32 protein-coding genes are annotated in these 24,914 nt (G+C 35.6%); 12 read left to right on the top strand and 20 right to left on the bottom strand.

Translation table 11 applies throughout. From position 1 onward, the window contains the following. Nucleotides 1-53: 53 nt before the first annotated feature. From P7V56_RS09130 to P7V56_RS09095, 8 genes are all read right to left on the bottom strand, one after another. A complete protein-coding gene (locus P7V56_RS09130; RefSeq protein WP_240976694.1) occupies nt 54-641 on the bottom strand; it encodes a DUF1572 family protein in 588 nt (195 codons plus the stop codon). Next, nucleotides 613-843 (bottom strand): DUF6095 family protein, encoded by a 231-nt coding sequence (locus tag P7V56_RS09125; RefSeq protein ID WP_171223061.1) that lies wholly within the window; start codon nt 841-843, stop codon nt 613-615. The genes P7V56_RS09130 and P7V56_RS09125 overlap by 29 nt, the downstream gene beginning before the upstream one ends. A gap of 3 nt (nt 844-846) precedes the next feature. Further along, nucleotides 847-1,314, bottom strand: a complete 468-nt coding sequence (locus P7V56_RS09120) for a hypothetical protein (RefSeq protein WP_171223062.1) — start codon at nt 1,312-1,314, stop codon at nt 847-849. Nucleotides 1,315-1,323: 9 nt separating this feature from the next. Next, nucleotides 1,324-2,010 carry a hypothetical protein gene (locus tag P7V56_RS09115; RefSeq protein ID WP_171223063.1) on the bottom strand — a complete coding sequence of 229 codons (687 nt, stop codon included), beginning with the start codon at nt 2,008-2,010 and terminating at the stop codon, nt 1,324-1,326. Nucleotide 2,011: 1 nt separating this feature from the next. Continuing rightward, entirely contained in the window at nt 2,012-2,824 is an 813-nt protein-coding gene (murQ, locus tag P7V56_RS09110) for an N-acetylmuramic acid 6-phosphate etherase (protein WP_171223064.1), read from the bottom strand. Between the two features lie 39 nt (nt 2,825-2,863). Next, nucleotides 2,864-3,778, bottom strand: a complete 915-nt coding sequence (locus tag P7V56_RS09105; RefSeq protein ID WP_171223065.1) for a hypothetical protein — start codon at nt 3,776-3,778, stop codon at nt 2,864-2,866. A gap of 4 nt (nt 3,779-3,782) precedes the next feature. Next, a complete protein-coding gene (locus P7V56_RS09100; RefSeq protein WP_171223066.1) occupies nt 3,783-4,451 on the bottom strand; it encodes a ZIP family metal transporter in 669 nt (222 codons plus the stop codon). 80 nt (nt 4,452-4,531) lie between these two features. Next, nucleotides 4,532-5,275, bottom strand: a complete 744-nt coding sequence (locus P7V56_RS09095; RefSeq protein WP_171223067.1) for a class I SAM-dependent methyltransferase — start codon at nt 5,273-5,275, stop codon at nt 4,532-4,534. A gap of 175 nt (nt 5,276-5,450) precedes the next feature. Here P7V56_RS09095 and P7V56_RS09090 point away from each other — a divergent pair, with 175 nt between their 5' ends. Then, nucleotides 5,451-6,605 (top strand): THUMP domain-containing class I SAM-dependent RNA methyltransferase, encoded by a 1,155-nt coding sequence (locus P7V56_RS09090; RefSeq protein ID WP_171223068.1) that lies wholly within the window; start codon nt 5,451-5,453, stop codon nt 6,603-6,605. 2 nt (nt 6,606-6,607) lie between these two features. On the opposite strand, the gene P7V56_RS09085 is transcribed toward P7V56_RS09090, so the two are convergent. From P7V56_RS09085 to P7V56_RS09070, 4 genes are all read right to left on the bottom strand, one after another. Further along, nucleotides 6,608-6,856: a redox-active disulfide protein 2 gene (locus tag P7V56_RS09085; RefSeq protein WP_171223069.1), complete on the bottom strand. Its 249-nt coding sequence runs from the start codon at nt 6,854-6,856 to the stop codon at nt 6,608-6,610. Continuing rightward, nucleotides 6,853-8,373 (bottom strand): TlpA family protein disulfide reductase, encoded by a 1,521-nt coding sequence (locus P7V56_RS09080; RefSeq protein WP_171223070.1) that lies wholly within the window; start codon nt 8,371-8,373, stop codon nt 6,853-6,855. Before P7V56_RS09080 ends, P7V56_RS09085 begins: the two co-directional genes overlap by 4 nt. Nucleotides 8,374-8,516: 143 nt before the next feature. Further along, a complete protein-coding gene (locus tag P7V56_RS09075; protein WP_171223071.1) occupies nt 8,517-8,870 on the bottom strand; it encodes a hypothetical protein in 354 nt (117 codons plus the stop codon). A 143-nt stretch (nt 8,871-9,013) separates the two neighbouring features. Continuing rightward, on the bottom strand, nt 9,014-9,223 hold the full coding sequence (locus P7V56_RS09070) for a hypothetical protein (RefSeq protein WP_171223072.1): 210 nt from the start codon (nt 9,221-9,223) through the stop codon (nt 9,014-9,016). 127 nt (nt 9,224-9,350) lie between these two features. On the opposite strand from P7V56_RS09070, the gene P7V56_RS09065 reads away from it, so the two are divergent. Then, the gene (locus tag P7V56_RS09065) at nt 9,351-9,581 is read left to right on the top strand and encodes a hypothetical protein (protein WP_171223073.1); all 231 of its coding nucleotides are present in this window, start codon (nt 9,351-9,353) and stop codon (nt 9,579-9,581) included. A 1-nt stretch (nt 9,582) separates the two neighbouring features. On the opposite strand, the gene P7V56_RS09060 is transcribed toward P7V56_RS09065, so the two are convergent. The 3 genes from P7V56_RS09060 to rlmD are packed head-to-tail and all read right to left on the bottom strand — an operon-like array spanning nt 9,583 to nt 12,276. Beyond that, on the bottom strand, nt 9,583-10,350 hold the full coding sequence (locus P7V56_RS09060; RefSeq protein WP_171223074.1) for a DUF6048 family protein: 768 nt from the start codon (nt 10,348-10,350) through the stop codon (nt 9,583-9,585). After that, nucleotides 10,322-10,822, bottom strand: a complete 501-nt coding sequence (locus P7V56_RS09055; protein ID WP_171223075.1) for a DUF6452 family protein — start codon at nt 10,820-10,822, stop codon at nt 10,322-10,324. The genes P7V56_RS09060 and P7V56_RS09055 overlap by 29 nt, the downstream gene beginning before the upstream one ends. A 41-nt stretch (nt 10,823-10,863) precedes the next feature. Next, complete coding sequence (gene rlmD / locus P7V56_RS09050) at nt 10,864-12,276, bottom strand: 23S rRNA (uracil(1939)-C(5))-methyltransferase RlmD (RefSeq protein ID WP_171223076.1); 1,413 nt, start codon at nt 12,274-12,276, stop codon at nt 10,864-10,866. A 76-nt stretch (nt 12,277-12,352) separates the two neighbouring features. On the opposite strand from rlmD, the gene P7V56_RS09045 reads away from it, so the two are divergent. The 6 genes from P7V56_RS09045 to P7V56_RS09020 all read left to right on the top strand — a co-directional run bounded on the left by P7V56_RS09045 (nt 12,353) and on the right by P7V56_RS09020 (nt 16,334). Continuing rightward, nucleotides 12,353-12,898: a DUF1697 domain-containing protein gene (locus P7V56_RS09045; protein WP_171223077.1), complete on the top strand. Its 546-nt coding sequence runs from the start codon at nt 12,353-12,355 to the stop codon at nt 12,896-12,898. 45 nt (nt 12,899-12,943) lie between these two features. Beyond that, entirely contained in the window at nt 12,944-13,645 is a 702-nt protein-coding gene (locus P7V56_RS09040; protein WP_171223078.1) for a DUF1003 domain-containing protein, read from the top strand. Between the two features lie 112 nt (nt 13,646-13,757). Continuing rightward, nucleotides 13,758-15,038 carry an ornithine--oxo-acid transaminase gene (gene rocD, locus P7V56_RS09035; protein ID WP_171223079.1) on the top strand — a complete coding sequence of 427 codons (1,281 nt, stop codon included), beginning with the start codon at nt 13,758-13,760 and terminating at the stop codon, nt 15,036-15,038. A 35-nt stretch (nt 15,039-15,073) separates the two neighbouring features. Further along, nucleotides 15,074-15,514, top strand: coding sequence for a DUF5362 family protein (locus tag P7V56_RS09030; protein ID WP_171223080.1), 441 nt, complete (start codon nt 15,074-15,076; stop codon nt 15,512-15,514). Nucleotides 15,515-15,616: 102 nt separating this feature from the next. Continuing rightward, entirely contained in the window at nt 15,617-15,802 is a 186-nt protein-coding gene (locus P7V56_RS09025; RefSeq protein WP_171223081.1) for a hypothetical protein, read from the top strand. Next, on the top strand, nt 15,792-16,334 hold the full coding sequence (locus P7V56_RS09020) for a DUF8465 domain-containing protein (protein WP_171223082.1): 543 nt from the start codon (nt 15,792-15,794) through the stop codon (nt 16,332-16,334). The genes P7V56_RS09025 and P7V56_RS09020 overlap by 11 nt, the downstream gene beginning before the upstream one ends. An 82-nt stretch (nt 16,335-16,416) precedes the next feature. On the opposite strand, the gene P7V56_RS09015 is transcribed toward P7V56_RS09020, so the two are convergent. Then, entirely contained in the window at nt 16,417-16,782 is a 366-nt protein-coding gene (locus P7V56_RS09015) for a hypothetical protein (protein WP_171223083.1), read from the bottom strand. A 301-nt stretch (nt 16,783-17,083) separates the two neighbouring features. On the opposite strand from P7V56_RS09015, the gene P7V56_RS09010 reads away from it, so the two are divergent. The 4 genes from P7V56_RS09010 to P7V56_RS08995 all read left to right on the top strand — a co-directional run bounded on the left by P7V56_RS09010 (nt 17,084) and on the right by P7V56_RS08995 (nt 19,942). Beyond that, nucleotides 17,084-17,416, top strand: coding sequence for a ribonuclease Z (locus P7V56_RS09010; protein WP_171223084.1), 333 nt, complete (start codon nt 17,084-17,086; stop codon nt 17,414-17,416). Nucleotides 17,417-17,422: 6 nt separating this feature from the next. Then, nucleotides 17,423-18,331: a ribonuclease Z gene (locus P7V56_RS09005; RefSeq protein WP_171223085.1), complete on the top strand. Its 909-nt coding sequence runs from the start codon at nt 17,423-17,425 to the stop codon at nt 18,329-18,331. Nucleotides 18,332-18,476: 145 nt separating this feature from the next. Then, a complete protein-coding gene (gene pdxH, locus P7V56_RS09000; protein ID WP_171223086.1) occupies nt 18,477-19,121 on the top strand; it encodes a pyridoxamine 5'-phosphate oxidase in 645 nt (214 codons plus the stop codon). A gap of 323 nt (nt 19,122-19,444) precedes the next feature. Next, entirely contained in the window at nt 19,445-19,942 is a 498-nt protein-coding gene (locus tag P7V56_RS08995; protein WP_304986211.1) for a CAP domain-containing protein, read from the top strand. Between the two features lie 66 nt (nt 19,943-20,008). Here P7V56_RS08995 and P7V56_RS08990 read toward each other — a convergent pair whose 3' ends face one another. The 4 genes from P7V56_RS08990 to P7V56_RS08975 form a co-directional block, all read right to left on the bottom strand. After that, nucleotides 20,009-20,605 carry a 3'-5' exonuclease gene (locus tag P7V56_RS08990; RefSeq protein WP_171223324.1) on the bottom strand — a complete coding sequence of 199 codons (597 nt, stop codon included), beginning with the start codon at nt 20,603-20,605 and terminating at the stop codon, nt 20,009-20,011. Nucleotide 20,606: 1 nt separating this feature from the next. Then, the gene (locus P7V56_RS08985) at nt 20,607-22,523 is read right to left on the bottom strand and encodes a DUF294 nucleotidyltransferase-like domain-containing protein (RefSeq protein WP_171223323.1); all 1,917 of its coding nucleotides are present in this window, start codon (nt 22,521-22,523) and stop codon (nt 20,607-20,609) included. Nucleotides 22,524-22,773: 250 nt separating this feature from the next. After that, complete coding sequence (locus P7V56_RS08980; protein ID WP_171223322.1) at nt 22,774-24,300, bottom strand: DEAD/DEAH box helicase; 1,527 nt, start codon at nt 24,298-24,300, stop codon at nt 22,774-22,776. A gap of 76 nt (nt 24,301-24,376) precedes the next feature. Further along, the gene (locus tag P7V56_RS08975; RefSeq protein WP_171223321.1) at nt 24,377-24,892 is read right to left on the bottom strand and encodes a DUF6155 family protein; all 516 of its coding nucleotides are present in this window, start codon (nt 24,890-24,892) and stop codon (nt 24,377-24,379) included. Between the last annotated feature and the right edge of the window lie 22 nt (nt 24,893-24,914).

The raw sequence follows: 24,914 nt of genomic DNA, 5'->3' as shown, positions 1-24,914 counted from the left end.
TTCCGCGCTACCCCGAATTCTCGGGGGTAGCCAGCTGCAATCCGGGCTAGGTTTTACTTTAATCGATTCAATTCGTCATCCGTAAAGTTCTTGATACTTTTGTCTTGAGCAAATTTGTCGGCATTATAAGCGTTAGATTTATTTTTAGGAATGGAGAGCGAATTCCATTCGGTGCTTTTGAGCATTTTGGCATAAAATACAATTTGCCCAATGTGATACGGATAATGGGCCAATTGACGATTAACAGCTTCCACTACGGTATGTCCTTCGTTTCGAATATAAACAATGTTTGCTAATTGTTCAGGTGTCAAAGCATTGATAGCGTTGAAAAAACAATCCCAACCTTTTTGCCACAAAGCCATCAATTCTGTTTTATTAGAAATCAATTCTTCAAATTCACGGTCACGGTTTCTCCATTCTTTTTCGCCATCGCTGGTAAGAAAATCTGTAAAGCGCGAGAGCATATTGCCGGCCAAATGTTGGATAATCATCGCAATCGAATTGGTATCTTCATTTACTGTAGCAAACAATTGCTCCGGTTCGAGTTGGTCAATGGCTTTTTCTGCTATCGTTTTGTAATACAAAAATTGCTTTTGTATGCTTGCTAAATAATTATTTTCTATCATGGTCAAAAAGCGCATCAGTTAAGGTTTTTATTCCTTTAAACATAAAATATACGGCCAATCCGCTCAAAAAAAGTCCGACCGCCAAAACCAGCCAATGCCAAACATTTTGCTTGTTGATAAAGGCATTGTAAATCACACTCGGCCCAATAAACATCAAAGGTAAAGCGTAAAGCATCAATTTGATTCCTTTGTCGAGAAGTTGCTTATTAACAGACATGATTTAAAATTTTAATTGAAATCCAATACCATTTTGATTGGCAATAGCATTGAGATTTACGGTAGTATTGGTGGCGCCTAATTTCAATTCTTTGTGTTCCGAATTGTAAATAGAAACCGCTTCTTCATAACGTTTCTTTCTTCCCGAAAGCACCGGAATCGAGATAACGATTGAGCCAACGCCGACATAAGTCATCTCAGTAGGGTATTTTTTATCCGAAAATAATCCAATCGCTAAATCACCTACGGTTAATCCGATACCAAATCCTAATAAAAATCCACCCAAAGCTTCCTTTGATTTGGCTTGTTTGTAAAGTGCTGCGGCCTTAACATTGGTGGCAAATAAATTTCGGGCTTCTCTGCTGTCAATTCGATTTCCTCCGAGATAGAATCTTCCTTTCTCCATTGTGATTTGCTGACTGTAAGACAACATTGAGAGAAATAATAGCGCTAGGGTAAGTGTTTTTTTCATACTTAGTATTTACGATTTAATCCAAGCCGACAACAATTGTTTGTCGGATGACAGTTTGCCGGCAATTCGGTATTTTGATTTTATTAGTAAACTCGACTCTATAAATTTTTCTTTCACCACTTTAAAAGGCCTTGCTCCGCTTGAATGGATAAAATAATTGCCTTCGTCAGATAAGTATAAAAAACCGGTGTGATTGTCTAAACCAACTACATAAATCCCGTTGCCTTTGTCTTTGAGCGTTTGTTCAAATTCGTGAATATTTTTATTCGAAAAGCGATAGATGTTTTCTTCTGAAACTAATTTTTTAATCATCTCTTCAGAAGCACATTGTGCCAATTTTACTCGGTTAATATCAACACCAATGTCTCTTAATGTAGTGGTCACAAAATACCCGCAAGCAATACTTCCGCTGTTGGGTTTTTGGGTGGTTCCGTTAAAATCCCAATCAGTGCCGTACCAATAAGGAAATATTTTGTTTGCCAGTTGATTGGTGAATGTCCTTCCTATTTCGGCTGTGCTTTTTCCTTTCAATTGACTTCTGATTATTTTGATACTGTCAAGTGTTTTCGGATAGTCTTCTGCCTCTAATTCTGACTCATAAGTTACGACAGATGCGCGAACAGAATTGCGATAGGCATAAATACCGATTACCGCAGTAAAGACTAAAAGAAATACTATTTTGACTATTTTCTTCATGCTATCTATTATAGGCTTCAACTGCTTTTCTGACGCTGCCGTGTTTTTCTAACAATAGTGAAGCTTCTTCATAACTCACCGGAATTTCACCCATAATCATTCGAACGCCTCGGTCAACGAGTTTAACGTTGCTCAATTGCATATCGACCATTTTATTGCCTTTTACGCGACCTAATTGGATCATCGTTGCTGTCGAAATCATATTTAAAACCAATTTTTGAGCCGTTCCGGCTTTCATGCGTGAACTTCCGGTTACGAATTCGGGACCAACTACCACCACAACCGGAAATTGTGCCGTCAAGGCTAACGGACTTCCTTCGTTGCAAGTAATACAACCGGTGATGATATTGTTTTCATGACATTTTTCCAAACCGCCAATCACATAAGGTGTAGTTCCTGAAGCTGCAATTCCTATTACAACATCATTTTGGGAGATGTTTTCGGCAACCAAATCTTTCCAGGCTTGGTCTTTGTCGTCTTCCGCAAACTCGACCGCTTTGCGAATGGCTTTGTCTCCACCGGCAATGATACCGTTGACCAAATCAAATGGCACACCAAAGGTTGGCGGACATTCTGAAGCATCTACAATACCCAATCTTCCCGAAGTTCCGGCACCGATGTAAAACAACCTGCCGCCAAGTTTCATTTTGGCTACAATTTGAGTGACCAAAGTTTCAATCTGCGGTAAGGCTTTTTCCACTGCCAATGGCACAGTTTTGTCTTCGTTGTTGATGTTGGCCAGCAAGTCGTGAACCGACATTTGTTCGAGACTTTCGTAGTGTGAGGATTGTTCGGTGGTTTTGGTGAAAGACATGTTTGAGTGACTAAAGTTGTGAGTGGCTAAGTTACTAAGTTAATAAATACATTCATTCCTAACAATTATATTTTTGCTTTCGAATTCTTGCTTCATTTCAAGCCAAGTTTTATCAGATAAACTACCGGCAGGAAATACCACAGATTCAAAATTCTTTGTAATTAGCCGAAGTTTGTTGGGTTGTTTGCTTTGGGTTTCAAATACGATTTCATGAATGTTTTCAATCTTGTATACTTTTTTTATCCAAAAAAAATAATGATTTCTTACAACTAAAAAGTTTTTTGAGATTTCAAAATAATACATCATAAAAGAGTTCATAATAAACCAAAAAAAACACAATGTGAATAGCGCAATTTCACTATTAACGTTATGTTTTTTCTTTGAACTCGCAAATATTATAAATATAAAAACGATTAATGACCACATCAATAAGCCTCTAAACGAAAATATAGGGTTTCCTTTGTAAGGAATAAATAATTCATTTTCATAATCTATTGATAGACTATTTTCATTCACCTTGAAAAAGGATTCGTTTTTGTTGATTGCGATATCCCGAATAAAGCATTTCATTTCGGGCGAGTTCGAGTATAAATCGTCAAAAATATAAATGGTTTTTAAGTTTTTAAATGATAATGTTGCACATTCACTTGGAGTATTAAAAAACAAACTTCTTTTTCCGGTTAAATTTATTTCGGTTATTTCATCCCATTTATAGAACTCATTTTTATGACTAATTCCATTTTTATTTAGAACTATTTTGGACGATTTTTTTATCCATACATAATTGAAATAGATTGTTAAAGCTAGAAAAGCCAAAAAGCCCAAATAACCAAAAATATTATTGTCTCTTTTACTGGCAAACATAAATAGAGTTCCAATACCTAACAAAAAGAGGCTCATAAAAATGAGTGCTAAAAAAAATTTATACGGATGCCTTTTAGATACTATTTCCATAAACTTAAACAAAACAAGCCAACAATATCCCTAAAATAATCATCGAAATTTTGGCGATATTAAATTTATGTCCTTCGCTGCTTTCAAATATAATTGTCGAAGAGATATGAAACAGAATTCCAATAACCACGGCAGTGATTTCGGTGTAATATTGAGTAATCGATGGTGCCGAATCGGAAACAAATGTTCCTAAAGGCGTCATGAAGGCAAACGAAATCATAAAGACAAACAAAGCTGTTTTATTCAATTCCGCATTGAGGAAAAAAGTCGTTAAGATGATAGCGATAGGTAAGTGGTGAATGGCAATTCCGTAAGCCAAATCGTGGTGATGCCCAACCGGAAATCCTTCCAAAAAAGCATGAATACACAAACTGATAAACAGTAACCAAGGCATTTGTCTGATTTTGTCATGACCGTGAACGTGACCGTGTTCGGCGCCTTTGGAGAAAAATTCCAAAATGATTTGGAACAAAATCCCGACCATAATAAAAATACCCACATTGTGGTTGTGACTTTCATATACTTCCGGCAACAAATCCATTACGGTAATCGATAGTAAAAACGAACCGCTGAATGCTAATAACAGCTTGAGATTGTTCTTCTTTTTAGGCTTAATAATCAATGCAATTGCATAACCTAAAAGAACTGATAATAAAGGAAGTATGTAATTCATTTTTGTTGTTGATTTGTTGATTTGTCAATTTGGTGATTTGTAAAAAACCAAATAACCGAATAACCAAATAACCGAAGAAACTATTTGAAAATCATGATTAATCTTTCGCTGGTATTCTTGTGGAATTTTTTTAATTTATAATCCCCAAAAGTATCTAATAAATAAATCCCGGCTTCATTCATCATCCGTTGAAAATCCTCTAAAGTATAGGCTTTTACCTTTTCTTCAAAATGAAATTTTTCACCATTGGCTTCAAAATCGATTTCTTTGATGATAAAATGATTGGCCTCATAACGTTTGATATGAAAAGTAATCCCGTCAACTTCTTTGGTTTCCTCGGGAATTAAATTTTCTAAAACCGTGTAAACATTCATAAAATCAATTACGGCAAAACCGTATTCTGAAAGACTTTCTTTGATAGCAATCAAGGTTTGCAAATTGTCTTCCTCGTTTTCAAAATAGCCGAAACTGGTAAACAAATTAAAAATAGCATCAAACTTTTCTTCAAAAGGTTCACGTTTGTCATGCACTACAAAGTGCAATGTTTCATTGGCATTTTTATTGGCTTCATTGATGCTGTTTTCTGATAAATCGGCACCAATTACGTCATAACCCAATTGGTTTAAATAAATCGAGTGACGGCCTTTGCCACAAGCTAAATCAAGGACTTTGGCTTTCTCCGGCAAGTTTAAATAATGGGTGAGATTGTCCATGAAAATTTGTGCTTCACGGTAATTTCGGTCTTTGTATAAAATGTGGTAATACGGTGTATCAAACCAGGAAGCGTACCAATTTTCGGATTTACAATTTGCAGTATCTGACATTTATTCTTTTCAAATGAATTCTTCACCCGCAAAATTAGTGTATTTTTGCCGAAGAAAGTGAAAACCTTTCCGATTTCCTTTTGTGACTTGTTTAACCACAAAGGCACACCAGAAAAACAAAAGATGCAAAGGAATTTAACTTTTGTGTCTTTTGTGGTAAAAATTATAATTGAAAATGGAGAATTTTAAAATGGTAGCCAAAACCTTTTTTGGTTTTGAAGAAATATTGGTTAAAGAATTACAGCAATTAGGTGCTCAAGACGTTGAAATGGGTACGCGTGCCGTAAGTTTTAAAGGAGATAAAGGTTTTATGTATAAGGCCAATTTATCGTTGCGGACTGCTTTGAAAATCTTAAAACCAATCTACCATTTCCGAGCTTTTAACGACCAAAGTTTGTACAAAGGCATTCAAGGCATTGATTGGAGTAAGTATATGAATGCTAATCAGACTTTTGTAATTGATACTACGATTCACTCGGATCACTTTAAGCATTCTCAGTTTGTTTCACAAAAGGCCAAAGACGCAATTGTAGACCAATTCAGAGATAAATTCGGACAACGGCCGAGCATAGATAAAGACTTTCCGGATTTAAGAATTAATATCCATATCGATCGTGACCAATGTTCGGTTTCATTAGACACTTCGGGTGCTTCTTTACATCACAGAGGTTACAGAACCGCTACCAATATCGCTCCGATAAACGAGGTTTTAGCGGCAGGAATGTTATTATTATCAGGTTGGGACGGAAGTTCTGATTTTTTAGATCCGATGTGTGGTTCCGGAACAATTTTGGCGGAAGCAGCCATGATTGCGTGTAATATTCCGGCGAATATCAACCGAAAAGAATTTGCTTTTGAAAAATGGAACGATTGGGACAACGATTTGTTTGACCAAATTATCGATGCGTTGATGAAACGCACTAAAGAATTCCACCATAATATCATTGGTTACGACAAAGCGCCAAGTGCGGTTCAAAAAGCGAAAGATAATATTATCAATGCCAATTTAGACGAGTATGTAACGATTAGTCAGGCGAATTTTTTTGACACTAAAAAAGAAACGGGCGGACCATTACACATGGTTTTCAATCCGCCTTACGGTGAGCGCTTGGACATTGATTTGGAGCGTTTTTACCGTGAACTAGGCGATACTTTAAAGAACAATTATCCTAACACTAACGCTTGGTTTATTACGGCTAATTTAGAAGCTTTGAAGTTTGTAGGCTTACGTCCATCCAGAAAAATCAAACTCTTTAACGGAAGTTTGGAAGCCCGTTTGGTAAAATACGAAATGTATGAAGGCAGCAAACGGACCAAATTTCAGCAATAAATTTAACCGTTTCTTTTAGCGATTTCCTCTTTTATTTTTTTAATGTTGGTGAAGTTAACAATCAGCATTGGCAAAAACGCCAACGGAATAACCGTGAAGACATTAAAACCTTTACTAATGGTTAAAAACAGGCCTATTCCAAACTGAATCGCAATAACTACAGCCAACATAATCGAGGCTGTTTTAGTGGTTTTGGCTCTTTTTTCCAGTTCTTCGATCGTTAATGTTGAAAGGTCGATTTCTTTTTTCATGATTTTACTATTTTAGATTCTTTCTCTATAGTATTGATGATAGTCTTCACATTAGCCGCATCAATTCGTTTGGCTTTGATGACTTTGTTTTTATCTAAAACATAAATCACCGGAGTAGAGTAGACGTCGTATTTTTCAATAGCGTTGTTGTAATGCGCACCATCATAAAGGTTGATAAACGGCAATTGGTTATCGGCTATGTATTTGAGGTATTTTTCTCCTTCGTGTTGCATATAAACGCTGTAAACTTTGACATCTTTCTTTTCTTGAAGCAATTCGTTATAGGCTTTGACCAATACCGGAATTTCCTTTTGACAATGTCCGCAATCGACATCCCAAAAAACCAAGATAGTATAATCAGCTTTCAACTCGCTGAGTTTGACCCACATTTTATTGACTTCGTTGACATTTTTGTAAAAAACTTTGGTCATTTCGTCACTGTTTTTGGCGTCTTCAAATCCCATCGCTTTCATTTTACTGAAATCTTCGGCCCGAATCATCGACAAATCAATGGCTTTAGCACCAACCAATAAAGGTTTTAGTTTATCGGCGCGTTTGATAATTCTGTTTACCACATCCTGATCGTCATAGATACCGTTGGCTTTTCCGGTTTTGAAATACTTATCGGAAAGATGAACAAAAACTTTATCAAAACCCATAAGCTTGGAAGATTCGTAAGTGTAAGTCAGGTGTGCTAAAGTCAATTTGAAAAGCAAACTTTCCGGTTTCATTTTGAGTAGCAATTTGTCAATTTCAACCGCTACAGAATCCGGATGAGTGACGACTACTTTGTCAAAATAGGTTTTCATTTTGCTGAATAAAAACGGATTGCGCATAATGGCATCTTCTTTTAAATCAACATTTCTCCAAAAATTATTTTTATAATACCGGTATACCGCAGTACTGTCAGGCCTTCCGTTTGCTGCCGTCGGAACGTTTTTGAGTGTCTTCTCTGTTTTTAGATTTATCACCTTCGCAATATAACTGCCTTGGTGTTTGGCGATAAAATTTTCTTCGTAGTTTGCAATGTTTTGCTCTAATTCGATTTGCTTTTTATTGAGTTCCAGAGAATCTTTTTTAGTAGCCAAAACATGCTGCTGTTTGTATTCAAAAAAAGCTTTGTTCTGTTCCCCTAGAAACTTGAGATAAGTAAAAAATTCATTTTGCCTTTCTGAATTGAGAGCAGTTAATTCTTTGTTGATATTGAGTCCGGCTTCACTTTTTAATTGAAGCTTCTGAGTATCATCATCTATAAAAAAATCGAAAAGAATGGTTTTTTGTTGACTGACCAAAGAATAAATACCGGTATCCAACTTAGTTTTACCGCTAAAAACAATCCGTCCGTTTTTGATAGTGGTACAAGTATCTTTGATTAAAGTTTTATCAAATCGATAAAAAGTCAGGTAAGCCAAAGTGTCATTGCAATTTTTTAAATCGATGGTGATTTCGTAGCCGTTTTGGGCTGTAGCATAAAAGGAAGTGCAATAAAAAATAAATGCCACCAGTAATTTCTTCATAAACAAGAGCTTTGTTTTTTTGTTATCCAAAAATAATCTATTTTTTATATAAAAACCAGCCCGTTTTTTAAAGTTTCCTTAAAAAACAAAAACACCCTAAGCAGAGTGTTTTTTTTAATGTTTCTTTAAATGACTTATTAAGACTAAAACTCGTCAAAAAGCACTATGCCTTTTCTTTCAAGATTATTTTTAATTAAAAGAGTCGGCAAATTATATTGAGTTGACAAATCGGCTATCGATATCCCCGAAAAGAATAATTCAACTAAAGTATCTAAAATTACCGGGTTTATTTCCTCATTATAATTGGGTTCAAAATCTTGACCAACTAAGCTTCTCTTAGAGCGATGAAGTGTGTCAATAATAACATCAATGTCATTACTGGGGAATTCTAATTGACTGATTTCTTGATTGTTTTGAGAAACTTGTTTGAGCACTACCGTTTTATCGGTCTTCTTCTCATTTTTTAAATCAATGGTGTAGTGATAAACATTACTCATGGTTAAGGTAATTTTAAATTAATGTAAATTTGGGTATGACAAAAATAGTGATTATGTTTTAAATGAAATGTTAATTAACAAAAACATCCCGACTAATTGCGGGATGTTCAGCATTTTTAAACCGAAAAATACGATTAAATGTCTCATTTAGCGTGAGTTTCAATATGATGCAATAATTGAGATTTTAAAGTTTCAAGATATTGTTTGAGTTCGGTAGTATGTACTTTTTTAGAAGAGGTTTCGCTCAAAGACAATGGTGTCTCGTTTAAATACTTATATAATTCGGGATATTTGGTTTCAATTTCAGTGGTCAATTGAATAATATCCTGCATGAGTTCATTTAGTGTTTTCATAGTTATTACCATTAAATTTGAAAATCATTTACTTTGTTTCAAAACAAAGTGGTATCATAAAAATACAAAAAATAAGGATTTGGGAATTTGAAGATTTGAGTATCTTTGGCACACTAAACAAAAAATCATGACCAACAAGACAAAAGCCCTATTGTACAACTTGATTTGTTTCGCCACCATTTTTATTTTGGTTCGATTTCTTTTGGTGCTTTATAGTAACCTAAGCGGACTTTGGTTGCCGATTACAGCTTTTATTATTGGTACTATTTTGGCTCCAAAATTTCAAGCGGTTAAAACCCAAAACGGTGAAAAGATTTTTATGAAATGGATTTTTATCAAAGGGATAAAGCAACTTTAACTTACTTCTTTTGGGCTTTTTTAGCCTTTTCTTCTGCTTTGTCTTTGGCTTTTACCGTCGATTTGTATAGCGGAATAAAATAGGAAACCGTGTAGTTGAATCCAACCCCGAAGTCACCATTATAAGTTCTGTTGAAGCCCGGAATATATAGGTTTTCAAAGTTATTAGGTTGTTTTTGAGTAACCAATCGATTTAACCTGAAACTAAAGCCAACGAAGACATTGTTGAATACTTCAGCTTTCATTCCGGCTACTACTTCTATCCATTGCGCTGATAATCCTTTGAAAGGTTGGTTTGGATAAACGGTTGGTGCCACTCCGAAATAACTGTTGTTCGGATCATAAATTTGGTAACTGTTCAAATTTTGGCTAAAACTACTGATTCCGTAGCGCAAACCAACGGAAATGATATTCTCCATATCGAGCCAATTCTGATAACTGTTGTAATCAAAACCTATTTTTAAATAAGTGCCTTTGGTAGTAAAATTGACTTGGTCGTCATCAACGGTTTTGTCTTCATTCCCGATTTCAGCCGCCAGATAATGCTTGCGAGTCAAACGATAATCACCAACCAATTCCAAACCGCGATAGTCTTTTTCATAAAATGATCTCGAGAGTTTGAACAAATCCACTCCAAGTCGCAAACCGTAACGTTCCGTTTTAGGAGGAATACTGTCTTTCTTGGCGGTGGTTTTTACTTGTGCATTGCCTGTCAATGAAAGTAACACCGTCAGGACTATACTAAAAGTAAATTTTGATATGTACTTCATCTTCAGTTTCAATATTATTGGTTTGTATGTTGATGCTTTGAATCCATTCTAAATCGGGTGTTTCAGCATCTGTGAGCAGAACACCATTACCCGAGTTAAGCTCAAAGATTGTTTTATAACCACAAGCCCTGGAAACAAAAACAGTGTTTCGGGTATAATTAAATTCGAGATAATCCAAGTTGGCCACACCCGGTGTAGTGCTGGTACTGTTTAAGATCAATCCGTACTTGGTAACATCTTCAGTGGTTTTTAACGGTAATTCAACCACACTCACGGCGTTGAAAGTCTTTAACGGATTGGTTAGTCCGAAACCGGTAACTTTTAAGTTGGTTACATTTTTTAAATTCGCCGGATTGGAAGCGTCGTAAAATTCGAGAATCAATCGCGGTGTGGTTTCATCTACACAAATATCATCTTTTTCACAACCGGAGAAGGAAAGGGTAAGTAGTAATAGTAATAATATCTTTTTCATAGCGGCAAATCGTAATTCGTAATTACTAATTCGTAATTCTTTTATCTTCTTTCCAAAAGTACAACATTTTCCACGTGATGGGTTTGCGGAAACATATCTACCGGACGAACGCGTGTTACTTTGTATTTTTCATCCATCAAAGCCAAGTCTCGTGCTTGTGTTGCTGAATTACAACTTACGTAAACTACTTTATCCGGAGCGATTTTCAGGATTTGTTCTACCACGTCTTTGTGCATGCCATCTCTTGGCGGATCAGTGATGATAACATCCGGTTGTCCGTGTTGGGCGATGAAGTCATCGTTGAATACGTTTTTCATATCTCCAACGAAGAACTCACAGTTGGTGATACTATTGCGTTTGGCATTTTCTTTGGCATCAAAAATAGCTTCCGGAACGGCTTCTACTCCAATTACTTTTTTTGCTTGTTTGGAAACGAATTGAGCAATAGTTCCGGTTCCGGTGTATAAATCGTAAACCACTTCATTACCGGTTAACCCTGCAAATTCTCTCGTGATTTTGTATAATTCGTAAGCTTGGTCGGAATTGGTTTGGTAAAATGATTTGGCATTAATACTAAAATGCAAACCTTCCATTTCTTCCAAAATGTAATCTCTGCCTTTGAACAGTTTAATATCTTGGTCATACAGCGTATCATTGGCTTTGCCATTAATCACATATTGCAAAGAAGTAATTTGCGGAAATGTTTCATAGATATGGTTTAGCAATAGTTCTCGCTGTGTTTTGTCTTCTTTATAAAACTGAATCAGCACCATGATTTCACCGGTAGAAGCAGTGCGAATCATCAAGGTTCGCAACAAACCGGTATGATTTCTGGCATTGAAGAATTCTAAATCATTTTCAGTAGCAAAACGCTTGATTTCATTGCGAATCGCATTGGATGGATCTTCTTGTAAATGACATTTCTCGATGTCTAATATTTTGTCCCACATGCGTGGAATATGAAAACCTAAAGCATTTTTATTGTCAAATTCAACTCCGGATTGAATCTCGGCATCGGTCATCCAACGCGTGTCGGAGAACCCAAACTCCATTTTGTTTCTGTAAAAGAATTGTTTTTCCGAACCTAAAATCGGCTCAAATTCAGGCAACTCAATTTTACCAATGCGTTTCAGATTATTAAACACTTCTTGGTTTTTATAAAACAACTGTTTTTCATAGTTCATGTTCTGCCATTTGCAACCGCCACAAGCGCCAAAGTGTTGGCAAACCGGCTCAACTCTATCCGAAGAATATTCATGAAATTTAATGGCTTTGCCTTCAAAATAGGCTTTGCGTTTTTTAAGTGTTTGCACGTCTACCACATCGCCGGGAACGACATTGGGTATAAAAATGATTTGACCTTCCGGAGCTTTAGCCACTGATACGCCTTTGGCACCGGCATCTAAAACAGTAATCTTTTCAAAAATGACTTTGTTGGTTTGTTTTCTTCCCATAGCGCAAAAATAAACTATTGGGCAAAACTGAATAGACATTTAAGAAAAAAATATAAATTAGTGAAAAATTAAAATCATGCATAGGCATTTAGCTTTACTCCGCGGCATCAATGTCTCGGGACACAAAATGATAAATATGGTGGCTTTGAAAAAAGCACTTGAAGGCATTGGCTTTACCAATGTGGTGACATATATACAATCGGGAAATGTGTTTGTGGATACAGAGGAAGAAAGTCCGGGGAAAGTTGGTTTCCTAATCAAGCAGGAAATTTTCAAAGAATTTGGTCATGATGTTCCCGTGATTGTCATTGGCAAAGAAGATTTACAAGCGTGTTTGGACCGAAATTTATTTCTCAACGATGAAGGCGTTGATTTAAAGAAACTCTATGTTTCCTTTATCTCTTCAGAATTGCCGGAGAATATGATTACCCAACTCAACTTAAACTTTATCAAGCCCGATGAAATTCAACTCGACGGTAAAAGAATTTACTTGAAATATGACGTTTCACCGGCCAAAACCAGACTGGATAACAAATGGATAGAGAAGAGTATGAATGTGGTTTCTACGACGCGCAATTGGAATACCGTAAATAAACTGTTGGAAATGTTTAATGGTCATTAACATTGTTTAAATTTGTTGGAAAGGAGTAAAATTTAAAGCATTGTCATGGGTTCAAAAGTCAGTTTTAAAAGCGCTATTTCGGGAGTAGACTTTCCGGAGAAAGAAAGGGTGTACGGACACCAAATCAGGCAAACGGTTTTAAACCTAATCCAAAAAGACCATCCGGATTTTAAACATAATGATTGTATCTCGAATAGTGAATTAAACATTTACCGAGAAAAATACATTTCAAAATACCTCCAAACCGAAGTAGGCGAATTGTCTGAACTCCAAGAAAAGGTTTTGAAATCATTGTCCAACGGAAAATCTTTGGTAAGTAAAGTTGAATATGAGAAAGACAATCGAACTTTCGGTCAAAAAATTGCCGATAAAGTGGCCGATTTTGGCGGAAGCTGGACGTTTATCATTTCATTCTTCGTTTTTATTTTAATTTGGATTGGTTCCAACGTGTATATTTTACTCAACAAAGGTTTTGATCCTTATCCGTTTATTTTATTGAACTTGATTCTCTCTTGTTTGGCTGCCTTACAAGCTCCGATTATTATGATGAGCCAAAACCGTCAGGAAGAAAAAGATCGAGCACGAGCCAAGAAAGACTATATGATTAACCTAAAATCAGAGCTTGAAATCAGATTGATTGATGACAAATTAGACCATTTAATCCAGCACCAACAACAAGAATTGATAGAAATACAAAAGGTTCAGATTGAGATGATGAATGATATCTTGGAAAGAATTAAAAAATAATTCGTAATTATATTTTACTTTTGTTCAACATATGGATGATTTCTCTCCAAAAGAAGGAATAACATTTTAAATAATTAATCTGCAGTGAGCGTAGATTAAAATTCAAATTACAATGTCAGTTTTAGAAAAATTAACTTCAGCCGATGCCATTAACTTAGAAGACCAATACGGAGCCCATAATTATCATCCGTTACCGGTAGTGCTGAATAGAGGAGAAGGAGTTTATGTTTGGGATGTGGAAGGCAAAAAATACTATGATTTCCTTTCGGCTTATTCTGCCGTAAACCAAGGTCATTGCCACCCGAAAATTATCGGAGCCATGATAGAACAAGCCCAAGCTTTGACGCTAACTTCTCGTGCTTTTTACAATGATAAGTTAGGTATTTACGAAGAATACATTACCAAATATTTTGGTTTTGATAAAGTGTTGCCCATGAATACTGGTGCCGAAGCAGTGGAAACCGCTTTAAAAATTTGTAGAAAATGGGCTTATGAGAAAAAAGGGATTCCCGAAAATGAAGCTCAAATCATTGTTTGCGACGGTAATTTCCACGGAAGAACCACTACAATCATTTCGTTTTCCAATGATGAAAATGCCCGTAAAAATTTTGGTCCTTATACCGCCGGATTTATCAAAATAGCTTACGACGATTTAGAGGCTTTGGAAAAAGCCATAACGTCTTCTAAAAATATTGCCGGTTTCTTAGTCGAGCCAATCCAAGGCGAAGCAGGTGTTTATGTGCCGAGTGAAGATTATTTGGCGAAAGCCAAAGCCTTGTGCAAAGCCAATAATGTTTTATTTATTGCCGATGAAGTGCAAACCGGTATTGCCAGAACAGGATCATTATTAGCAGTTTGCGGTAATTGTACTTGTGAGAATCAATGTGAAAAACAAAGCAGTTATGTCACTCCTGATGTTTTGATTTTAGGCAAAGCCGTTTCAGGTGGTGTTTATCCGGTATCTGCCGTTTTGGCCAATAATGACATTATGAATGTCATCAAACCCGGTCAACATGGTTCTACTTTTGGTGGTAATCCAATTGCAGCAGCGGTTGCAATGGCCGCATTGGAGGTTGTAAGTGAAGAACATTTGGCGCAAAATGCTCGAAGATTGGGGAAAATTTTCCGAACAGAATTAGCAAAATATATTGAAACCAGTAACATTGCCACTTTAGTTCGTGGAAAAGGTTTGCTCAATGCAATAGTAATTAATGATACGGAAGACAGCGACACGGCATGGAATATCTGTATGAAATTGGCCGAAAACGGTTTACTGGCCAAACCAACACATGGCAATATAATCCGTTTTGCACCGCCGTTGGTAATGACTGAAACGCAATTGTCAGATTGTGTATCAATCATCATTAGTACTTTAAAGCAATTTGAAAAATAGACAATTAAACTTATAACCAACCAAACCTTTTTATTATGGAAGAAAATCAAAATTTCGGCTTACAATTACAAAATGAAGCTAAGGATTATTTGAGAGAAAGTGCCAAATGGTCAATGTTCTTAGCCATTTTAGGCTTTATCGGAATCGGATTTATGGCATTGATGGCTATTTTGATGACATCTGCTATGTCAATGATGCCGGATGATGTTCCGGGTCCGTTTGGAGCCATCAAAGGTTTTATTTCAATAATTTATCTGGTCTTTGCTATTTTGTATTTGTTCCCGATTTATTATTTGTACAAATATGCCGATAATGCTAAGAAAGCAGTTAATTTCAACAATTCAGAAATGTTGACCACCGCTTTCAGCAATTTAAAATCACACCACAAATTCTTAGGGATTTCGGCTATCGTTATTATTTCGTTATACATTTTAGCGGCAGTTGTTATGGTAATAGGATTTAGTGCTATGAGATAATAAGCATTAATTTAAAACAACTAAAAGCATCTTCTCCGGAAGGTGCTTTTTTCATGGCGTTTGCCAATAAAGTTTACTATTTTTGAAGTTTAAGTCTATCCCATGAAAAAACTTGTCTTTCCCTTTATGATTGTAGCCATTATAGTGGGTTTTTACGAACAAACTAAGGCTAAGCCCAATGTTTTTATTTTGGTATTAGCAGTTATAGTATTTATGTATGGCGTGATGAAAATGAGCGCCAAAACACCGAGCAAACATTCGGAAACTGAAGAAGAACATGATAACTAAAGGCGATAAAGTTTCGGTGCTTGACGATGCCATTGACGGCGTTGTAATTGATGTAAAAGGTAATGAAATTACTATTGAAACCAATGAGGGTTTTAATTTAACTTTTAAAAGCAGTGAACTGATAAAAGTTGGCAATACCGGAGAAATGAATTTTAGTTTTAATAAAAATCAGGTCATCTCCGAAAAAGAAATTCCAAAACCTAACTATACCAATACAGAAAAGAAATCCAGAAAGGAAGTACCGGTGCCCGAGTTTGATTTACACATCGAGAAGTTGGTTAAGAACTACAAATCAATGAGCAACTTTGACATCCTGACCAAACAAACGGAAACGGCCAAACACCATATAGAATTTGCCATCAAAAACAGAATCCCCAAGATTGTTTTTATCCATGGTGTAGGCGAAGGAATTTTAAAATCGGAGCTCGACTTTATGTTGGGCCGATATGAGAACGTTTCTTTTCAGGATGCCAACTATCAAAAATACGGTTCCGGTGCCACCGAAGTGTACTTTAAGCAAAATATCAAATAAAAAAAGTCCCGATTCTCTTATCGGGACTTTTTTTTTTAAAACTAACCAATTATATTTAATCTAAAACTCAACTTCAATTTAATTAGGCTACGCTGCTTTCTTGAGCACTTACTTTTTTCAAAATTGATCTGATTAAAACACTGTTTGTGTTGATACCAGAATTGATTAAAGCTTTTTTGCTGAAGCTAACATTTGATTTGCTTCCTGCAGTTTTGTTTGTTCCCATAAACCATACTGCAAAATCCATAGAAGCAACAGTAGTTTCAGTAGCGATAACAATAGAATCATTTTTAGAAATTGAAACCTCAGTCGTAACAGCTACAGAAGTAACTTCTGCTTTAGCTTGACCAAAAACACCATTGCTTGATAATACTAATAATACGAATAAAACAAATAATCTAACGTTGGTTACATTTTTTTGAGCTACTGTGTTATTGGTTGTTTTCATAAGTGTGTTTTAATTTGTTTCTTATTTCTTGGTCAAAACTACTTCAAGACTATTCTCGACTGAAATTTTTTCGATAACTAACCCCAAAAGTCGTTTAATCGACAAAATCAATGAATTCGGGGGTTTTCAGCGTTTTTATCGTGCAGTTAATCTATGAAATGTTAAAAAAACATGCATTTCATCGATGAAAAACCAAAAATTTCTATGAACTGCACACTCCAAATCACAAACCTTTGTGCAAATGCCAAAAAATGGCAAAATCTTCCTAAATTAGCTTCGGATTAAATTATTTACCCTCAAAATGAAAGTCGAACAAAAAGGCCACACTACTATTATTAAAGATACGCTTGGACAAACAGCAGAATTTTTAATGAAAGTCACGCACGAACACAATACCTACAAGAACAGTAACCTCATATTGGATTTAACCCACGATAAGAATTTGTCGTTGGAAGATGTAAAGTCTTTTACCGAGCTGATTAAATTGCATAAAAAACAAAAGAAGTCTATAGTATTGGTAACCGACAACGTTAATTTTAATGCCGTGCCTAAAAGTATTATCTTGGTACCAACTATTCTGGAAGCACACGATATTATAGAGATGGAGGAAATTGAGCGCGATTTAGGATTTTAAATCATTATGAGATTAACCATATTGGGTTGCTATGCAGCCACGCCCAGAACCATAACCAATCCAACTTCACAAGTTTTAGAAATTCGAAACCGAATGTTCTTAATAGACTGTGGCGAAGGTACTCAGGTGCAACTGCGCAAAAACAAACTCAAGTTTTCCAAAATCAACCACATTTTTATTTCGCATTTGCATGGCGACCATTTTTACGGATTGGTTGGCTTGATTTCTACCTTTATGTTATTGAATCGTCAAACCGATTTACATGTTTACGGACCCAAAGGCATCAAAGAAATTATCTTATTACAATTGCGCTATTCCAATTCCTTTACCGGTTACAATCTGTATTTCCATGAATTGGAGTCGAAGGAAAGTGAAGTGATTTTTGAAGACGAAAAAGTCATTGTCAAAACCATTCCGCTAAAACACCGCGTTTACACCAACGGTTATTTGTTTCAAGAAAAACCCAAAGAACGAAAACTCAATGTAGAAGCGGTTGAAAAATATAAAATAGATACCGCATACTTCAGAAAAATAAAATACGGCGGTGATATTACTTTGGATAATGGAACTGTAATTCCCAATGCCGAGTTGTCATTCGACCCCGAACCTACCAAAAACTACGCCTTTTGTAGCGATACGATGTATGACGAAACCTTAATTCCGCTCATCCAAGACGTTGATGTTTTGTACCATGAAACCACTTTTCTGGAAAGTGAAGCTAATAAAGCCGAGAAAACCATGCACAGCACCGCCAAAGAAGCCGCAAGAATCGCCAAGTTGGCCAATGTCAAACAATTGCTTCTCGGTCATTACAGCACACGTTACAGCAGTATTGAGTTATTTAAGCAAGAAGCCGAAACCATTTTCCCAAACGTACTTTTAGGTGATGATGGGAAAGTATTCGATTTTGATTAAGGTTAGGAGCGAAGGGTTTGGGATTTATCGGTGATGGCAATTCCCGCTTTCCGTTCTGCACGGCGCCACTTCAATCGGGGCTAAAAAGTTATCCATTTTTTAATCTGAAAACTTAGTAACTTAGCAACTTCAAACTATTGCAGCCATGGAAGACTTAAGCCATTACAGAAAATCATACGAGAAGAGTGAACTATTGGAAACCAACATTCCTGAAGATCCTATCAATCTTTTCCACAAATGGTTTTATGAAACAGAGGAACTTGGAGGCGTAGAAGAGGTCAATGCCATGACAGTAGCTACCATAGGACTTGACGGATTTCCCAAGAGTAGAGTAGTGCTGCTCAAAAAATTCAATGAAGAAGGCTTCATTTTTTACACCAATTACAATTCCGAAAAAGGGAAAGCCATACTCAACAATCCGAATATTTGTTTGTCCTTCTTTTGGCACAGCCAGGAAAGACAAGTTATTATTAAAGGTATTGCCGAGAAAACCTCGGAAATCATTTCCGATAACTATTTTGATTCAAGACCTGATGGCAGTAAGCTTGGCGCGATAGTTTCCTCTCAAAGCGAAACCATTCCGTCACGAGAATATTTAGACAATAAATTAAAGGAACTAGAAAAAGAGTTCGATGGCAAACCCATTCCAAGACCCGATTATTGGGGTGGTTTTTTAGTTCGGCCGGTAGAAGTAGAGTTTTGGCAAGGCAGGCCAAACCGCTTGCACGACAGAATCAGATACAAGTTGTTAGAAGATTATAATTGGAAAATAGATCGACTTTCTCCTTAAATTTTATAAATAAAGACTGAAATTATGTAAACCACTCTTCGGAGTGGTTTTTTAGTTTTGTAATGTTTGATAAAAGCATCGACGAAATGCATTTAAGTAGGAAAATATCTTATTATAATTATAAAAATATGCATTTTGTCGATTTTATTTGTGTTTTAATCGATGATTTTGCTAATATTGTCTAACCAAATCAAACAATACGTTCTTACATTACAATATATAAAGTGTTTGCCCCACATCTACTTTATTAAAAACTGTCAATATTAATCGAAATAAAGTGTTTGCCCCACATCTACTTTATTAAAAAAACTTAACCTACTACTATGAAAGCAAAAATGTTTAGAGCATTGTTGCCGTTAGCAATCGTGTTCACTATGGTATCTTGTTCTTCTGATACAGAAGAAACCACCGCAGCCGACAAACAAGTTGTAACTACTTACAATTACAACGAAACCGAATCAAAATTAGTTGTACTAATCAATGATTATCGCGCAAGTTTGGGACTCAATACCCTTGAAGTAATCAATCATATCTCTTACAAATCAGAAGAGCATAACTTTTATATGATTGAAAACAATGTGTTCAACCACGATTATTTCCAACAACGTTCTGATAATTTAATCAGAGTATTAGGTGCTGAAAGAGTTAGCGAGAATATCGCTTACAATTATCAAACGGCTGAAGGTGCTTTTGCCGCTTGGCTAAGCAGCCCGGGACACAAAGCCAACATAGAAGGTGATTACACACACTTAGGAATATCAGTTACCATCAATCCGGAAACCGGAAGAAAATATTACACCAACATGTTTATGAAAAAATAGTTTGATTATTGTTTTGTTTGATTTTGACAGATCTCTAAAAACCCGGCTCTAAACCGGGTTTTTTAGTTATTTAAATCCTAATCTGTTTTTTAATTTTAAAAACAACAGCGCAATGGCATAAGCATCATCAGAAGCCGAAGTTTTTTCGCTCAAAGGAAGTTTGTAATGTTTGACCAAATCATCAATAGAAAAAGACTTATTGGTGATATCCATAAGCTTTTGATGCATAATCTCAATGTCTAAAGCTTCGTTTTTTAATTTACCGCAATCCATTTTTTCGAGTGCTTCATTGATGAGTTCAATATCAAAATGAATGCGATGACCCACTAAAACCGAATTCCCAATATATTCAATTAAAGATTGAATAGCATTGTATTCGGCTAGTTTAGGCAGTTTACTTTCGATTAAAAATTCATTAGACAAACCATTGTCATGAAGGTATTTGTATTGCAAAATCACTACTTCAAAATGGTCACCCACAATGATAACATCATTCACAACAGCTATGGCGCCAAAAGACAGTATCACATCTTTCTTCGGATTTAAGCCTGTAGTTTCTGTACTTAAAATGACATACCTATTTGATTTGGATTCAAACTTAGACAAGTAGGCTTTCCAAAATTCAGGGTGTTCTTTATTGATGTTTTTAATCCAATCCAGCATATCAGGAGAATTGTGTTAATTGAAATTTGTCTTTAATCAAATCCTCTAATTCACGCATAGGAGCAAGCGCATTTTTGAGTTTCTCGCGGTCTACTTTAGTCAACTCTTCAATATTAATGTAATCGCCGTTACTGTCGTTTTTTAATCCTTCAAGGGTTCTGAATTTTGACAATATCAAAAAGGCATCGGCACAATTCAAGTAAATTTCTGAGAATTTAGGATCAATCAAAGCCAATTGTTTAAAACGCGAATAGGTGTTGTTGATACCACGCAAATTCAAACTTACGGCAAACAATCGAGCACCATCAACTAAAGGCATAATCGCTTTGTTTTTAATGTCGAATTTACCTTTGTGTTCGCCTTCTTCTTCCAAATTAAATTTTTTAAAGAAATTGAGCGGAGGATTTTTGCGCAAAGCATCATTGCCTAAATAATCAAAGAAAAGGGCGTTATTCTTGGTGTTTTTAAAGATTAAATCGGAAATTGCATCTTCAATTTTGCCTTCTCCAAAAGCAATCTCATAATCAAAAAAGATACTGCTGATATCATTTGATTTTTCGCCGGGTGTTTTCATCCAATTATTATATTGCTTCATCCAATCACTGAGCGATTTACACCAAAGCATGTTGCTGGCCATGTGACCATTAGGGCAGAATTGGTAACCCACTTTTTCCAATATGGCAGTGGTTCTTTTAGCCAATTTCAAGAAATAATCCTTAACATCTCTGTATTTTTCGGGTGCTACATCTTCAAAAATTAAAATACTGTCTTGATCGGTCAATAATAATTGTTCTTTTCTGCCTTGACTTCCTATACTCAACCAAGCAAATCTTGATGGAGGCGAACCCAGGTCCAAAATAGCCAACTCAACAGAACGCTTGATTATGGCGGTTATAATTTCACCGGTGATATTATAAATATGTGGTAGCGGAATATTTTTAGCAATGGAAGTCTGAATCAAATCGGTAAGTTTTTCACGAACCATTTTTAATTCTTTAGGCGATAGGGAACGCTTGATTTCTTTGATTAAAACCCCCGGATTATTAGCTTGTGCTACAATTAAGTCGTGCTCGGAAATGATTCCTTTTACTTCAGATTTATCAGAACCGTCAAGCGTTACGCACAAATGGCTGACATTGTATTTCAACAACAACAATTGTGCTTCAGCCACAGAAACATTTTCGGGGACAGTGATAACCGGAGCCGACATTATTTTGTCAACGCTAGTTGAAATAGGGAATCGTCCATTGGCAATTTTTGTTCTAAAGTCGGTATCAGTTACAATACCAATAGGATAGTTGTTTTCTAAAATAATGGCACTGTCAATAAGATTTTCAGTCATTAACTGTGCGGCATCTTTAACAGCAGTATTTGCAGCTATTTTCAGTGGTGTTTTATTGTAGGCTAACGATTGAAAATATTGAATCTCGTTAGATTGATTCTCAGTATAAACGTTGTCAGTTATTAGTTTGCCACGATTTTCTTTATCAAAAGGATTGCGTGTATTGGTGGCGAAACTTTCCAATAGAAAGTCGAGTACTTGCGGATTCTGAGCTACAAATGGTTTGAAAACATTAATAGGAATAGCGTAAACAATACTGTCTTCACGCGCTTTGGCGGTCATCATGTAATTGTTTTTGGCGAAAAACGGACGCAATCCGAAAACATCTCCGGCATAACATTTATTGAGTAAAGTTTCTTCAGCATCGGCAATGACAGAAAGGTTAATCACACCGGAAGCCACTACATAAAAACTATCATGCAGTTTATCATCAATTTGAAATAAAACTTTGTGTTTGTCTAAATTGACAACACCAATGCTGGTAGTCACTTGAATCAATTCATCATGACGCAAATAATTAAACGGCGGATATTCTTTTAAAAAGTTGGCAATATTTTCAGCAATAGAATTACTCATGTAGCTAATTTTAAAATAAATAAATCATTATTTATACCTGACAAAAATAATAAAGCTTTAGGCAAGTTACTGTCAATTGTTAAAAACATTTGAAAACTAAAAAGGAGTGGTTTTATTCCGGATATTAAAATATTCTATTTTACATAATATAAATTATAGTTCTAATAAAATACGTTTTAAATTCATTGTAATTCATGACCTAAATAACTTATATTCAGAACTATAAAATCCCTTACTTCAATTTTATGTTTTAAAAATTAAGCTCTCTGAATTTTTTTCCTATGGCCAAACTTAATTTGGTTTTATAATCATCAATCAACCATTCTCGATAATTTTTACTTGTTTTTCCCAAGCAATTTACAAAACGCTTGACACGGCTTTCGATATCATCGGACAATAATTTAGATAACATTCGAGCGCCATTTAAATCCGTTGAATTTTCAACACACATTAAAGCATGTTGGTTGATGGATTTTTCTAAGACTTCTTTGGAACGCAAATTTAAAGCGGTATTCTTTTTGAATTCCTCTTCAATATCCATGGTAACCTCGGCAGTTTTAGCAAACATTTTGCGAATAGCCTCAGGCATGGTGTACTTAAAATTGAATTCAATTTCGGCATCGTCGCGCAAGCTTTCCAAATAATATTCAGGGGATTTAAAAATATGCTGCCAATCAACCGGATCATTCCACAGACCAAATCGTAACGCATTGTTTCCTAAATCGATAACTGTGAATTCGTCTTTGTTTGGTAATTTGCGAGAACCACGACCAATCATTTGAAAATACAATGTCAATGATTTTGTAGCGCGATTCAGGATAATGCTTTCCACTGTAGGTTCATCAAATCCGGTGGTTAAGATACCCACAGAGGTTAAAATAGCATCCGGTGTTTTTTTAAACCAATGCAAAATTTCCTTTCTATCTTCGGTTGACGTAGTGTTATCGAGATGTTTTATAGGAAATCCAGCTTCTTTAAAAGTATCATATACATAGAGTGATGTATTGATTCCATTATTAAAAATCAGTGTTTTTTTGCCCAAAGATTTTTCGGTATAAGCATGCAATAATTTCTCTTGCATTACCATATTCATATACAGATCATCTGAAGATTTTACGGTATAATCACCATTAATTCCCACTTTAAGCGAAGTCAAACCCACATCATAACTATATGTGGTTGCTTTAGCCAAAAAACCTTTGTCTATAAGTGATTGAATGGTATCGCCTACAATTAATTCATCATAATTTTGATGCATAGGCAACTTAATATTCGAACTCAAAGGTGTCGCAGTAACTCCTAAAATAAAGGATTTCTTGAATTGACTGAATAATTTTCGGAACGAATTGTAATGGGCTTCATCAATAATTACCAAACCTACATTGTCAATCATTAATTTCTCATCATTCAAACGATTTTTGAGCGTTTCCACCATAGCCACAAAACAAGAATATTCATCTTGATCGGGTAATTCTTTGATGTTGCTGTTGATGATTTTATTTTTTACATCAAAGCCTTTCAGCATTTTAGACGTTTGCTTGCAAAGCTCAATTCGATGGGTTAAAACCACTACTTTCTTGTCGTGTTGAGATAAATAACGGCGTACAATCTCGGAAAAAATCACTGTCTTTCCTCCACCGGTTGGCAGTTGATATAAGAGATGATGATCACTTGGCGCGTTGTCCAATCGGTCAAAAATTTTGTCAATATCGCCCTTCTGGTAACCGTAAAGTTCCTTTTTTTCTTCTACTTCGACATTAAAATCTTTCTGAGACATAGCGATTTGTACAATTTTGCAAAAGTACAGCTAAAAAAGAGTTATCCCGTCATTAAATTTTCTAAATAATAAAAAATTAATATTCGAGTCGTTCAACAACAGCAACAAACCCATAGAAATTAACCCATTGTTGGTTAATGCTTTCCTCTTTTACAGCCACTACTCTACTTTGAAAATCAGTCAAAATACCCTTTTCAATCATAAAACTTACGGCTTGTTGGTAAGATGTCAGCATGCTTTTGAAAAACAATTCTTGTTTCACCACTCTTTCCGCCGAGAAAGTCTGGGCAATTTCAATGTTGTAAAGCATCAAATCGGCAATGATAAAAGAATCAACGCCAAGCGATATGAAATGTTTGATGAACTTTTGAGCCACAGAGCGACGCATTTTGGCCTTTTTACCTTTTACAGGAAAATATTCGTTGGAGATTTTGAATTTGGCTTCACGAACCAGCTTGTCTTCATTGGGATTAAAAGCAAAATCGTAATAAACTTTTACATCACTGAACTTCTCATAAAGTTCAATGATTTGTTCTTCGAGCTGTTCTTTGGAAAGTTCAGTTAAATATTTTTTCAAATCTCTTTTACTCATGGTACAATATATAAGAACAAAA

This window comes from Flavobacterium sp. IMCC34852 (assembly GCF_030643905.1).
In the GTDB taxonomy this organism is placed as follows: domain Bacteria; phylum Bacteroidota; class Bacteroidia; order Flavobacteriales; family Flavobacteriaceae; genus Flavobacterium; species Flavobacterium rivulicola.
This window is presented reverse-complemented; position numbering and strand designations above follow the sequence as displayed.